Genomic DNA, 14,312 nt, shown 5'->3' with positions numbered 1-14,312 from the left:
TTGCTTCGCGTCATTAAGTCATTTTTGGAACGCGGAAGTGAATGACTCAATGATTTAATGACCTAATGACTGATGAGATATGCTTAGAAATTATCTGAAAATAGCCTGGCGAAATGTTTTAAATAACAAGGCTTATACGGCTATTAATGTTTTAGGATTGGCCGCCGGGATGGCGGTTGCCTTAATGATAGCACTTTGGGTTGCTAATGAATATTCGTACGACAGGTTTTTGCCTGATGCGGATAGAGTGTACCAGGTACGCCGAAACTTTAACAGCAATGGTGAAACACTAACGTTTAGTTCAACGTCACTGAAGCTTTCGGACGTATTGCATACCATCCCCGAAGTTGAATACGTGGCAACCACAGATTGGACTGGCACACATGGCTTGATGGTTGGTGACAAAAAACTATCAATTAGTGGAATACAGGCAGGCAACGAGTTCCTTAAAATCTTTTCATATGGCATGTTGCAAGGCAATCGTTCATCTGCTTTGAGCGATGCCTATTCCATCGTCTTAACAAAAGCAACTGCTATTGCTTTGTTCGGTACCGAAAATGTGATCAATAAAGTTGTGCGGATAGATAACGCGTATAATCTGAAGGTTACCGGGGTAATGCAGGATGTTCCTGCGAATTCGTCGATGCAATTCAGGTTCGTGATACCTTTCAGTCTTTTGGAGCAAACGCAGTCGTACATGAAAGGTGCACATGCAAGCTTCGGCAACAATGGCTATCAGCTTTTTGCTAAACTGAAACCGGGTGTAAGTTATACAAAGCTTGCCGCCAAGATCAAAAATATCGAAAAAGGAGAAGATAATATCAATGCCAGAAATTCAGAAGTGATCATGCAGCCAATGCTTGATTGGCATCTCTATTCTGACTATAAGAACGGCGTAGCCAGTGCAGGCTTTATCGATTATGTGCATATTTTTGGTGTTATCGGCGTATTGGTATTACTGATAGCATGTGTTAATTTCATTAACCTTACGACCGCCCGTTCCGAAAAACGCGCACGGGAAGTAGGGATCCGCAAGGCCATTGGTTCTCAGCGCCAGCACCTGATCTTCCAATTCCTCACCGAGTCTGTATTGATCACTTTCATATCGTTTATCTGCTCTATCATTTTTGTGCAGGTAGCCCTTGGTCCGTTTAACGCACTTACCGGTACTACTATTGCTATTCCTTTTAATAACATTACTTTTTGGCTGATAACCATTGGTTGCGTATTAGTTACTGCCTTAATAGCGGGAAGCCGGCCGGCATTTTACCTTTCATCATTTAATCCGGTAAAAGTTTTAAAGGGTACCATACAAGTTGGGCGCTCTGCATCTTACTCACGCAAAATTTTGGTGGTTATGCAGTTTAGCTGTTCTATAGCCTTGATCATAAGTACAGTAGTAATTTACAGGCAGATCCAATACGCCAAGAACCGCCCTAATGGGTACGATATCAATCGGTTAATGGCCACAAATGCCAATGAAGATCTCGGTAAACATTTTGACGCGTTTAAAAACGAATTAATTCAAAGTGGCTTAGTGCAAAGTGTTTCGTCGGCGTCGAGCGCTGTTACAGATATCGACATGCATAACGATATTGACCAATGGCCAGGGAAATTTGCTGGCGAAACAGTTGAAATGGGAGTAATAGCTGTAGCCAATGATTATTTTAAGACAGTGGGTATGAAAATGCTTGCTGGCAGGGATTTCAATAACTTAATCTCCGATTCATTAAGTATTGTTTTTAATGAAGCAGCTATTAAGCGTTTGCGCCTTAAAGGTAACCCTATAAGCCAGCTTATTACTTATGGAGGCAAGCCTCGCAAAATAATTGGTGTAGTAAAAAATGCGCTGATGTTATCGCCATTTGCCCAGGCAGATCCAACCATGTTTGTATATAATAATGATCCGCATCAAAACATGATTTACCGCCTTTCGGCAAAAGCAAACCCACATGACGCCATTGATGAAATAGGGCAGGTATTTTCAAAATATAGTCCGGCTTATCCTTATACCTACCGCTTTGTTGATGAAGATTACAATCGCAAGTTTGGTCAGGAAGTATTGGTGGGTAAACTATCGGGCATATTTGCCGGTTTGGCCATTTTTATCTCGTGCCTCGGCCTGTTTGGTTTAGCTGCATATATTGCCGAACAACGTACTAAAGAAATAGGGGTACGCAAAGTATTAGGTGCTACGGTAACCCAGTTGTGGTTTTTACTGTCGAAAGATTTTGTGCTGCTGGTTCTTGTGAGTTGTGTAATAGCATCGCCATTGGCATTTTACTTTTTACAAGGCTGGCTGCAAAAATATGATTACAGGATAACGGTAGGTCCCGGCGTATTTATTATATCAGCCGTAGCAGCTATTGCGATCACCTTGGTAACCATTAGTTTCCAGGCTATCAAAGCGGCTATCGCTAACCCGGTTAAAAGTTTACGGAGTGAATAAGTTGGTCATTGAGTCATTTGCGTCATTAGGTCATTGACCAAAATCCAAAGCAAAAATGACTTAATGACCCGATGACATAATGAAATAAACAGATGATAAAAAATTATTTCAAAACCGCCTGGCGGAATATCTGGAAAAGCAAGGTTTTTTCGGCTATTAACATTTTTGGGTTGGCCGTAGGTATGGCAGCCTGCATCGTGATCACGCTTTTTGTTTATTATGAAAAAAGCTTTGATAACCTTCATACTAAAAATATCTATCGCCTAAACGAGGTTCAAAAGTTTGAGGGTATGGGTGCCTCGCAAAAAGTAGCATTATCCATGTTCCCGATGGGGCAGACCCTCAAGGCCGATTTTCCGGAAGTGAAGAATTTTACCAGGATCCGCTGGCAACAAAAGTTTCCACTCAACTACGGCCTAAAGCGCGTTTATATGCCGCAGGTGTTTTTTGTTGACTCGGTTTTTTTAAAGATGTTTGATTTTAAGCTGCTGAGGGGCGATAGAGAAACCGCTTTACTGAAACCGCGCAGCGTTTTATTAACCGAAGATGCCGCCAAACGTATGTTTGGTAATGAAGACCCAATGGGTAAAACCATTACCAATTATGGGCAGGACACCATTACCTATTCGGTTACCGGTATATTGGCCAACGTGCCCAAAAACTCACAGTTACAATTTGATTGCTTGTTTTCGTTTAGTAGTATCTATAAACCCTGGATGTTCACCAACTGGGGCGGCAACTGGTTAAATACCTATCTTGAACTGGCTCCCGGAACCAATATAGCAGCACTTGAAAAGAAATTTCCGGCCTATCTTGAAAAATACAGGGGCAAGGGTGGCTCCAAAAGCTATGAGCTTTTCCTGTTATCGCTAAAAGATGTTCATGCCAACTCGGCTGATATTGGTTTGGACTATATCAACTATCAAAAATTTGATAAGCATATCACCAACCTGTTTACAGTTATTGGCATCATTGTGTTGGTGATAGCCTGCATAAACTTTATTAACCTTTCAACCGCACGCTCGTCCGAGCGGGCCAAGGAGGTCGGTGTCCGTAAGTCTATAGGGGCAGGTCGTTTCCAACTGGCTATGCAGTTCCTTGGCGAAACAGTGTTGCTCTCCCTCATCGCTTTGGTTTTTGCCTGTATACTGGTAAGCCTGGCCATTCCTTTTGTAAACAGTTTAAGCCAGCGAGATATCAGTTTGCCGCTGCATGATAACAAGATACTGATAGGCGTGGTGTTTATTAGCACAGTGCTCGTAGGTGTCATATCCGGTATATATCCGGCACTTTTCCTGTCCTCGTTTCAACCAGTTAAAGTACTGAAAGGGGCTTTTGCTTCAGTTGGAGGCAATAAAGTACCGCTGCGAAATATTTTGGTTGTTGGTCAGTTTACCAGCGCTGTAATTTTGATGATAGCTACGGTGCTGGTTATCAAACAGCTTAAGTTTATGCAGCAAAAGGATCCGGGGTTTAACCGCGATCAGATTGTTAACGTTCCCTTAGGCTTGATCCCGCAAAATAAATATGACCTGTTTAAACAAGAACTGTTATCCAATTCGATGATCCAAGGCGTTACCGCCTCGCAGGATATTTTGGGAAGTCACCTTGATCAAACCGGTATTTCATTTAAACTTGGCGATTCTCCTTTGCGCCAGCTTACATCAACCTTGTTGGTGGTTGATAATAACTACCTCGATCTGTACAAGATTAAGCTGATGATGGGTAAAAACTTCTCTACCGATACTTCGGCTGTATGGAAGCAATACATTATTAATGAAGCACTGGCCAAGGAGTTGCTGAAAGATCACAAAGGGAAAAACATGGAATCGCTGTTAGGCCAAAGGTTTGGTTTTGATTCTTTGGGTGTGATCACTGGCATAGCTAAAGATTTTAATTTCAATTCGCTCCATTACAAAATAGAAACTTTGTTTTTGGTGAATGGTAAAGGTTTTAACCAAATGTCGGTTAAGATCAATGGCGGCAGGGCTAAAGATGCCGTGGCGTTTATACAATCAACCTGGCAAAAAGAGTTTCCAGGCGTACCTTTTGAATACCAGTTTTTGGATGACCATTTTAAAGAAGTTTACAGTGTTGATAACCAGGTAAGCACCGTAGTAAGTATTTTAGCCGGACTGATCATCATAATATCGTGTTTGGGACTATTCGGCCTGGCATCATATTCGGCTGAGAAACGGGTTAAAGAAATAGGGGTACGCAAGGTGCTCGGTGCTTCGGTGCAAAATATTGTGCTGTTACTTTCAGGACATTTTGTGAAATTGGTGCTGATTGCCAATGTTATAGCCTGGCCTATCGCGTTTTATGCCATGAGCAAGTGGCTGCAGGATTTTGCATATCGCATTGATATCAGCTGGTGGGTATTTGGCACAGCAGGGTTTACATCGCTGCTTATAGCATTTGCAACGGTGAGCTTCCAGGCAGTTAAAGCGGCTGTGGCTAATCCGGTAAAAAGCTTGCGGTCAGAGTAAATTGTCATTGAGCCATTGTGTTTCACGTCATTGAGTCATTTGCTTTGCCTCATTTGAAGATTGAACATCAAAAAATGACTTAATGACCACGTAGTAAATGACCCAATGAAATAAGAAAATGATTAAAAACTATATAAAAACAGCATGGCGTAACCTGGTGATAAATAGGGTTACTTCATTAATAAGTATCGCGGGATTGGCAGTTGGGATAGGCTGCTTTATATTATTGGCTACCTATTTGTTAAATGAATTGCGGTACGATAGGTTTCATGCTAACGCCAGTCGTATTGTTAGGGTGGTTTATAATTATAAATCCACTGACGATGCTGAGGCAAACTCGGTAGCCGTAACGCCAACTGCGCCGGTACCTGTATTTAAACAGCAATTGCGGGAAATTGAGGATGGCGTGCGGATTTACTGGTACAATAACCCAGTACAATACCAGGATAAGCTATTCAATGAAAAACGGTTTTTATTGGCCGATGAGCCATTTTTCAAAATCTTTAGTTTTAAGTTTTTGAGGGGGAACGCCGCTACCGCGCTTAAAGATCCCTCGGCTGTGGTGATCACGGCATCTACAGCAAAAAAATACTTTGGTAATGAAGATGCTCTGGGCAAAGTTTTTAAGGTAAACAACAAACAAAACATGATGGTTACCGGCGTGGTTGAGGACGTGCCGGAATACTCGCAGATCAAGTTTGATATGATCGGCTCATACGCTATTACCGAACATTCCAAGACACGCAGATGGGATTCGGCAAACGATTATTCTTACCTATTGTTAAAGCCGGGTGTTAGTGCGGCTTCGGTTCAGCAAAAAATGAATACCTATGTGTCCGATATGTTTAAAGATGATTTCAGGAAGGGTCATAAAATGTGGTTCACGCTTGAACCGTTGACCGATGTTCACCTGAAATCTGAAGCTACATATTCGCTCACACCACCGGGCAATATTAAATACATTTATATTTTGGGCGCCGTGGCAGTTATACTACTGCTTTTGGCCTGTGTTAACTTCCTGAACCTGGTTACCGCTAAAGCCATTGAGCGGGGGCACGAAATAGGTGTACGCAAGGTAATGGGCGCTGCGCGCACCCAGCTTTTTACGCAGTTTATTATCGAGTCAGCCATGATCACCCTCGTATCACTGCTTGGTGGGTTACTTTTAGCCAATGTAAGTTTTAAATGGTTCAGCGATTTTTCGGGACAACAGTTAAGTCTTCAAACCTGGAATACTTCATGGTTGATCATGGCACTTGCAGGTTTGTTTATAACGGTTACCTTTTTAGCCGGAACTTATCCTTCACTATACCTGTCATCATTTAACCCTATAGTTACGTTAAAGGGAAAACTTACCAATACTTCGGGTGGCAGGACATTACGCCGGTCGTTGGTTGTGTTTCAATTCGTGGTATCTGTATTCTTCATGATCTGTACGGTTATAGCAGGTAGCCAGCTACAATATATCCAGCATTTAAATATCGGTATCGACAGGTCGCAGGTAATGGTGATTGATATTGGTGGCAAATCGCTAAAAGATATTAAGTCATTCAACAACGAGGTGATGCAATTACCGGGCGTACTTAATGCTACTGCCTCGTATGATTCGCCGGTGGACGTTCATGGCGGATACAGCATTAACCAGGCCGATGGTAAAAACAGCGATTATAACCTTTCGGTAACAGCCTTGCCGGTTGAGCGCAACTTTTTAAAAACGCTTGGTATTAAACTGGTGCAAGGCATTGATTTTACAGATGCCGATGAAAAACGTTCGACCGAAGCTGATGAAAACAAACGCAGTTATGGGTTTATCATCAATGAAAAATCGGCCAACGCGCTGGGCTGGAAAGCTAACGAAGCCGTAGGCAAACACATTGGCCTTAATGGGCGCATGGGTGAAGTAAGGGGCGTAGTACAAAATTTCAACTTTGCATCCGTACACCAGGAAATTACGCCCATAGTAATGTTTACTGAGGATTATTTTGGCAAGGTGCTTATCAAAACATCCGAAAATAATCTTACACAAACTATATCGGCAGTAAAAGAAAAATGGACTGCCTTTAATCCGGCCACGCCGTTTGAATATCATTTCCTCGATCAGGAGTTTGATGACATGTATAAAGCCGAGCAGCGCACAGGGTCAATATTAACCGCGTTTACCCTGGTTACTATTTTTATCTCCTGCCTGGGTTTATTCGGACTGGCAGTATTTTCAACCAGGCAAAGGGTAAAGGAAGTTGGCGTGCGCAAAGTTTTGGGAGCAAGTGTTTTCAGTATAGTAAAACTGGTTTCCGGCGATTTCCTGAAACTGGTGATCATATCGGTCATCATCGCCTCGCCGATAGCCTGGTATGCCATGCATCGCTGGCTACAGGATTTTGCTTATAAAATCAGCATCCAAATCTGGGTATTTATTGCAGCCGGTGCCGTGGCGATATTCATCGCCTTTATCACTGTGAGCGTGCAATCACTCAGGGCGGCTCTTGCCAACCCGGTAAAGAGTTTGCGTTCGGGAGATTGATTTTTAGGCGAAAGGTAAAAGGTAAAAGCTGAAAGGTTTACTCCTTTCGGCTTTTGTTGTTTCAGGGCGTAGGTATGGGAGGCTGGAAAAGGAGGGCAATGGCTGCCTGCGCCTCTAAAAACCTTTAACCTTTCGCCTTTTATCTTTCACCTCCCAAAAAACACTGTATCATAACCGAACGCATTCTGTTACATAAGCGTACAGTAATAATTTGGTAATATGATTTAATGTGTTGATAGTTAGTTAGATATAACTTTGGTATGTTATTGATATGTTAATCGCAAAATGATGAGTATTATTGTTTAACTCATTTATTTATAAACAAACTAATTCAATAATTAAAAATGTTATCACTGCAGCATATTTCAAAGTATTTCCAGGTAGGGGGCAACAGAAACATCATCCTGAACGATCTGAGCCTTGAGGTTGACGAAGGCGAATTCATTTCTATCATGGGACCTTCAGGTTCGGGCAAGTCAACATTACTAAATATCATCGGTATGCTTGACGAGCCATCAGATGGTTACCATTACTTTGAAGGTCATGCTGTGCATCAGCTTAAAGAAAAGCAGCGTTCGGCTTTGTATAAACAATACATCGGCTTCGTTTTCCAGGCATATCACTTAATTGACGAGCTTACCGTTTACGAGAACATTGAAACCCCGCTTATATACCAGGATTTTAAAAGTGCGGAGCGTAAAGCTATGGTAGCCGATATGCTCGACCGCTTTAGCATCGTTGGTAAAAAAGACCTTTTCCCTGCGCAGTTGTCAGGCGGGCAACAGCAACTGGTTGGTATAGCCCGCGCGCTTATCGCCAAGCCAAAATTGTTACTGGCCGACGAACCTACCGGTAACCTTAACTCCAAACAAGGCGAGGAGATCATGGAGCTGTTCCGTAAGCTTAACAAAGAAGATGGCGTAACTATTATACAGGTTACCCACTCCGAAAAAAATGCCGAATACGGTTCGCGCATTATCGATTTGCTGGATGGCAGGATCGATTCATCAAGAAAACTCTGAACTCAATAATAAAATGCGATACTATAAATTACTATTTCTCGGTCTTGTTGTATTTGGAAACTTAAAGGCTTACAGCCAGGCCCCGGCAGATTCTGTGCTTACTTTACAGCAATGTATTGATCTTGCAATTAAAAACAACCTCGATGTAAAAAAGAGCGAATTGCAAATGCAAACACAGGAAATTGCCTATAACCAGGCCCGTGAAAACCTGCTGCCTTCAATCAATGGCAACGTAAGTCATAACATAAGTAATGGCCGTAGCCAGGATCCAACAAACTATAACTACGTAACACAACAAATTACGTATGCCCAGTATAACCTGAACAGTAACCTGACATTGTTTAACGGCATGAGCCTTATTAACAATATCAAACGTTACTCATTGGCATACCAGGCTGGTAAAATGGATTTTCAACAGGCGAAGGATCTGGTTACTTTAAATGTTATTACTGCCTATTTGCAGGTGCTTGATAATGAAGATCTGCTAAAGGCAACCGATATACAGGTTGAACAAGCCCAGAAACAGGTAGATAGGTTAGCAATATTAAACAAAGATGGTGCTACGCCGCCTGCTACATTGTATGATTTAAAAGGTACGCTGGCTACCAGTAAGATAGGCGCGGTTAACACCAAAGCCGCAATGGGTATTTCGAAGATCAACTTGTTACAGATTATGAATGTGCCATTGGATAAGAGCGTTAAACTCGCCCGCTTATCAGCTGATCAGTTACCCGGCAGCTACGACAAAAATGCAGAGGAGATTTATGCTAAAGCACTTAACGATCTGGCATTGGTTAAAGCTTACGATTTGCGGTTAAAAAGTGCCGAAAAAGAAGTGAAATCTGCCAAAGGTGCTTTATGGCCAACTATCTCGGCATTCGGGTCATTGGCAACCAACTACTCAAGTACCGGTAATACAGGTTATTATTCGCAATTAAAAAATAACTACAGTTCGGGTTTTGGCGTTGGGTTGAGCATTCCTGTTCTGAACTATTTTCAGAACCGTAATAAAGTAGCGCTGGCCCGTATTGATCTTCAAACTGCTAAATACAATAATGATTTTACAAAGATCCAGTTAAAGCAGAATATCGATCAGGCTTATATCAATATGACGTCGGCACTTGAGCGCTATCATTTACTGCGCGACCAGGTTGATGCCTACGCCGAATCGTACCGGATTGCCGAAGTTAAATTTAATTCGGGCGCCATTACTTCGGTTGATTTTGTAATAGCCAAATCAAACTATGACCAGGCTAATACCAACCTGATCAATGCACGGTATGATTATTTTATCCGTACCAAAATACTTGATTACTACCAGGGCAACTTAGCGCTTTGATGTAATTGTTTAAGATTAATAAAAACCTATACTTTTATTACCGATTAACAGTTAAATATCTGGTTAAACTTTTACCGAACTTATCGGTTGGGTTTGGCCGGATATTTCTATTTTAGCGCCAGTTTTGCAAACAATATTGCTTGCAAAACATTAATACATCACTCCAAACACCTAATAAAAATGAAAAAATCAATTTTACTTATCTTCTCTATTTTTTTACTGTCAATCGGCGTATCAAAAGCGCAGGTTATACCGAGCTTTTCTTTTGGTTTAAAAGGCGGTTTAAACTATTCAACTTTTCCCTCTAACGGCGTTTTTAACAATGATAATAAAGCAGGCTACCAGGCTGGTGCCTGGGCACGTATTGGCGGCTTAGGCTTCATTTTTCAGCCGGAACTTTATTTTGCTGATAAAAGCGTTACTGTAAACAATGGCGGTGTTTCAAACAAACAAAGCTTTAAAAGTTTTGATGTTCCATTGTTAATTGGTGCTAAAGTTGGCGCCTTAGGCTTGGGCGGCAGGTTTTATGGTGGACCTGTGCTTTCATTTACTACAAGTAAGGACAATGCTTTCAATGATGCAACCGCTTTAAGGTATAAAGATGCCAACTATGCTATCCAGGTAGGAGCGGGCGTTGATATCAGCAGTTTTTCTGTTGACCTGCGTTACGAAGGTGGTTTAAACAAAATTCCTTATGGCAATGATAACTCACATACGCGCGTAAGCTTGTTTAGCCTTTCTTTAGCCTATAAATTATTCTCTTTATAATTCTCAGCTTATTAAAAAATATAGGAAGACCTGCCGGGAACGGCGGGTCTTTTTTTGCTTTAGGCGATATTTTGAATTTTACTGTTGATTAACCCGGATCAAAGGCCTTTGTTTTTTGTCCATTTATTGAATGCAAACCAACTAATGAATAGATGAGTGATCATTTTAGAGCTATATGTTGTTAATTAATGGTTAATTTATATTTTGATGGGAAACCTTTTTTGAAATTTCTTCGTAAAAAGTAACTAATAATAAATGAAGGTTACTTATGCGCTTGAGGGCCGTCTTAAAAATATCATATAAACCAGTTCTATTAATTCTTCTAAATCTTTGTTTTTTTACGGGTAAAGCTCTTGCGGTCTACACGTTTAATTGGACTGCCGGTGCGCTGACAACCGACTGGACAAATACAAGTAATTGGTCGGTTACGGGAACGGGAACAGCTGTGCAACTTTATCCCGGTGGTAACAACCGAACAGACGATATTGTTAATTTTGGGGTTGTATCGGGCCCATATCTTATCCAGCCAACATTAGCTTCCAACATTACGGTAGCGTCAATAAATTTTGGACAAAAGCAGTACAATAGCACTGCCGGAGCTATTTTAACTGGTACTACTTTAACTGGTACAGTTTTAACGGTAAACTCAACCTTAACGGTTACCGGCAATATAGCCCAGGATTATACAGGTAGTACTAATGGTACTATATTTAATGATATTAGAGGCACGGGCTCAATTACCTGTACAAATATTGTATTTGGCAATACATCTAACGTAACTACTTCTAACCAGGCTTTTTTGTTTTTGGAGGTAAAAACGCTTAACGTTACTAATAATGTAAATATAAATATTAATGTGTTGGCTCAAAATGGAAGCGGTGTACGTTTGGAAGGCGGGACAATGACGATTGGGGGGCAAATCACCTTTGTTAATCGCAGCACATCTTTAAATGCTGGTTATTTCACTATTAATTCCTTCACTACTTATAAAGTCGCTAACACTGTATCTAATCCTACCCTCATTTTAACCAATGCTAATGCATTGCCATCTATTCCAACTCCGTATGCGTCAGTGAATTTTAATGGGTCGTCGACAGCTGGCGGTAAGTGTACCGTGATTTATACAGCGGCGTCTCCAACTGTTTATACTACAAGTACAGCGGGCTTTGGTACTGGTGGTGGTACCATTAACACCTCAATAGCCCAATATGATAATGTTACTATAAATGCCTCCAGTGGTACTGCTCAGATAGGTACCGGGGCGGGTACATTCCGAATAGATTCGGTTTTAACTACAAGCACACCGACAACATTTGCCAATGCGACTACTACTACCATAGTTGGCACCGATTGGAATAATACATCTACGATAACAGGAGGGGCTGGCACAACTGATATTAATCGTGATATTAATAATTCAGGAACAATGACAATGGGAGCGGGGAATGTGACCATCGCGCGCAACTATACCAACACCGGCACCTTTACACCAAATTCGGCGGCTTTAATATCATTTGACGGTACAACGCAAACCCTCACTGATGCTACCACTAATGGCACAGCTTTTTACAATGTAACCTTTACTACAGGTGGAACCAAAACAATGGCCTCAGGTAGCAAATTTACTATTGCGCCCACCTATACTTTAAACGTTAATACTTCAGCCATACTCGCGGTGGGTAACGCAACTTCCACTACAACAGCACTTACGTTACTTTCTACTTCTGCAGGTGACGCGAGCATAGGCACCCTCGCAGCCGGCTCTATTACCGGCAGCATCAATGTTCAACGTTATGTGAAGGGTACACTACGCCGTTATATGCTGATGTCATCACCTGTAACGAATACGACAACTACATTTACAAACTCTGCCACTGGTGTTGCTACATATAATCTTATCCCGCTTATTGCAACCACCTTTATAACAGGCCCGGGAGGTTCGGCAAATGGCTTTGATAACGCTACAGCTACAGGCAATAGCCCATCAGTTTTTGTTTACGATGAAAATGCACCCACATCAACTGATGTAAACATGGTAGTGGGGAACGAATATAAACCGTTCAGTTCAACAAGCCAGGGTTTGCCTGCTGCTAACGGTTTCCTTTATTATTTTAGAGGAAGCAGGAGTGTTGCGAATCCGTTTGTAAGGCCATTCCCGGCAACAGACAACGCTACATTAAACTTTTTTGGAGCAGTTATCAAAGGAACAGGCGCTACTAATGCTCAGTTGACAGCCAATATTGTTAATTTTCCCAATACCGCGCCTACTTATTATACTGCTGCTGCTGTAGGGGCACCAACTACTTTTTCTTATCATTCAAATGCTAATAAGCAAGGTTTAAACCTTATTGGAAATCCTTATGCTTCGGTAATTGACCTTCGTGCATTATATCTGGCAAATACAGTTAATACCACTACCAATATCACACATAAATTTTATTATATGCTGATAAAGGATGCTAATACCGGAACCAACAGCTCATCTACCAAATTTGCCCTTTATGACGCCAGTACAAATTCCGCAGGCACGGGCGCAAGTCGATATGCTTTATCAGGACAAGGCTTTTTTATTCTGGCCCCCTCAGGTGCTGTAGGTATCAAATTTGATGAATCAATGAAAGTTCCATACTCAAACTATAGTCCTCCTACTAATCCGGTATTTAACGTAGTGGGTAATCCTGGTAAAAATATCGCCGCATCGTTTGCGTCAAATACCACAAACAATGATATTGAAAACACCTTGCCGCGTCTTACGATGGAATTGGCGCAGGATACGGTAATACATAATTCTACCGATATTAACTTTGATGGAAATGCTTCTGCTAAATTTGTCCACGGTGAAGACGCTCCTTATTATCAACCATCGGGTCAGGGCGATCTGTTTTATTCTTTAAGCAGCGATTCAATAGGCTGTTTTGCCAATTACACAGGCAATCTCGAAAAATTAAAACGGGTGAACCTGATTGTTACCTTCTCTAATTATGGAACATACAAGCTTACAGCACCAATAAAAAAGAATATCGATCCAAGGTATTCCATCTACCTGAAAGATAAATACACCAATGATTCTCTTGATGTTGTTCATAATGATGAGTACGCGTTCAAGGTAGAGTCGAATGCGGCCAGCTATGCGCATGACAGGTTTTACCTTTCTATCGGCATCGTTCCGGGACATGATTACCGCCTGATTAGCTTTACTGGAAAAAAAGTTACCCAGGGTATAACCTTAAATTGGGACACCGATAACGAGAGCAATTTTACAGGTTTCGGTGTTCAGAAAAGCGCAGACGGCGGCAAGACGTTTTTAACTATAGATAGTTTGCGGTCAACAGGTGCGGGCAAATATACTTATACCGATCCAACGCCCGGCACAGGTCAGGTCATTTACAGGCTCAGTCAGAACCTGGTGACCGGCGAAACTAAACTGTCTGATAAGCTCACTTTTCAAATACAACCCGGTTCGGGTGTAAATAAGTTCCTGGTTTATCCAACAGTAGTCTCGGCCAGTACGGTTAATATAAAATTAGAACAAACATCTGCCAATCAGGTTAAGATAAATATAGTTAGTCCTTCGGGGGCAATTGTCAAAAAACTATCAGCAACAGGCACAAACACTATACAGGAAAACGTTACCGGTTTGAGCCGGGGCCTTTACATAGTAGTTGCGGTTAATGAAAGCACGGGTGATAGAATTGGAAGTGGAATGTTTTTTAAACAATAACAG

Annotated in this window: 7 protein-coding genes; all 7 read left to right on the top strand. The window is 41.6% G+C overall.

Features of this window, described 5'->3' with window-relative positions:
* The first annotated feature begins 79 nt into the window (after window positions 1-79).
* The 7 genes from DUL71_RS10335 (at window position 80) to DUL71_RS10305 (ending at window position 14,309) form a co-directional block, all read left to right on the top strand.
* On the top strand, window positions 80-2,449 hold the full coding sequence (locus DUL71_RS10335; protein WP_114938002.1) for an ABC transporter permease: 2,370 nt from the start codon (window positions 80-82) through the stop codon (window positions 2,447-2,449).
* A 92-nt stretch (window positions 2,450-2,541) separates the two neighbouring features.
* Entirely contained in the window at window positions 2,542-4,938 is a 2,397-nt protein-coding gene (locus DUL71_RS10330) for an ABC transporter permease (RefSeq protein WP_114938001.1), read from the top strand.
* A gap of 118 nt (window positions 4,939-5,056) precedes the next feature.
* A complete protein-coding gene (locus DUL71_RS10325) occupies window positions 5,057-7,459 on the top strand; it encodes an ABC transporter permease (RefSeq protein WP_114938000.1) in 2,403 nt (800 codons plus the stop codon).
* Window positions 7,460-7,803: 344 nt separating this feature from the next.
* Window positions 7,804-8,481 carry an ABC transporter ATP-binding protein gene (locus DUL71_RS10320; RefSeq protein ID WP_112569202.1) on the top strand — a complete coding sequence of 226 codons (678 nt, stop codon included), beginning with the start codon at window positions 7,804-7,806 and terminating at the stop codon, window positions 8,479-8,481.
* Window positions 8,482-8,494: 13 nt separating this feature from the next.
* A complete protein-coding gene (locus DUL71_RS10315; RefSeq protein ID WP_114938533.1) occupies window positions 8,495-9,820 on the top strand; it encodes a TolC family protein in 1,326 nt (441 codons plus the stop codon).
* A gap of 180 nt (window positions 9,821-10,000) precedes the next feature.
* The gene (locus tag DUL71_RS10310) at window positions 10,001-10,588 is read left to right on the top strand and encodes a porin family protein (RefSeq protein WP_114938532.1); all 588 of its coding nucleotides are present in this window, start codon (window positions 10,001-10,003) and stop codon (window positions 10,586-10,588) included.
* A gap of 445 nt (window positions 10,589-11,033) precedes the next feature.
* On the top strand, window positions 11,034-14,309 hold the full coding sequence (locus tag DUL71_RS10305; RefSeq protein ID WP_114937999.1) for a T9SS type A sorting domain-containing protein: 3,276 nt from the start codon (window positions 11,034-11,036) through the stop codon (window positions 14,307-14,309).
* The last annotated feature ends 3 nt before the right edge of the window (window positions 14,310-14,312 follow it).

Origin of the sequence: Mucilaginibacter endophyticus (assembly GCF_003351025.1) — a bacterium.
GTDB classification, from domain to species: domain Bacteria; phylum Bacteroidota; class Bacteroidia; order Sphingobacteriales; family Sphingobacteriaceae; genus Mucilaginibacter; species Mucilaginibacter endophyticus.
The sequence above is the reverse complement of the archived record's forward strand: the minus strand, read 5'-3'. Positions and strand labels throughout refer to the sequence as shown.

What these genes read in the sequence shown, in the direction of transcription:
- DUL71_RS10335 (WP_114938002.1), top strand. Translation starts at nt 80, where the DNA reads ATGCTTAGAAATTATCTGAAAATAGCCTGGCGAAATGTTTTAAATAAC.
- DUL71_RS10315 (WP_114938533.1), top strand. Translation starts at nt 8,495, where the DNA reads ATGCGATACTATAAATTACTATTTCTCGGTCTTGTTGTATTTGGAAAC.
- DUL71_RS10320 (WP_112569202.1), top strand. Translation starts at nt 7,804, where the DNA reads ATGTTATCACTGCAGCATATTTCAAAGTATTTCCAGGTAGGGGGCAAC.
- DUL71_RS10325 (WP_114938000.1), top strand. Translation starts at nt 5,057, where the DNA reads ATGATTAAAAACTATATAAAAACAGCATGGCGTAACCTGGTGATAAAT.
- DUL71_RS10330 (WP_114938001.1), top strand. Translation starts at nt 2,542, where the DNA reads ATGATAAAAAATTATTTCAAAACCGCCTGGCGGAATATCTGGAAAAGC.
- DUL71_RS10310 (WP_114938532.1), top strand. Translation starts at nt 10,001, where the DNA reads ATGAAAAAATCAATTTTACTTATCTTCTCTATTTTTTTACTGTCAATC.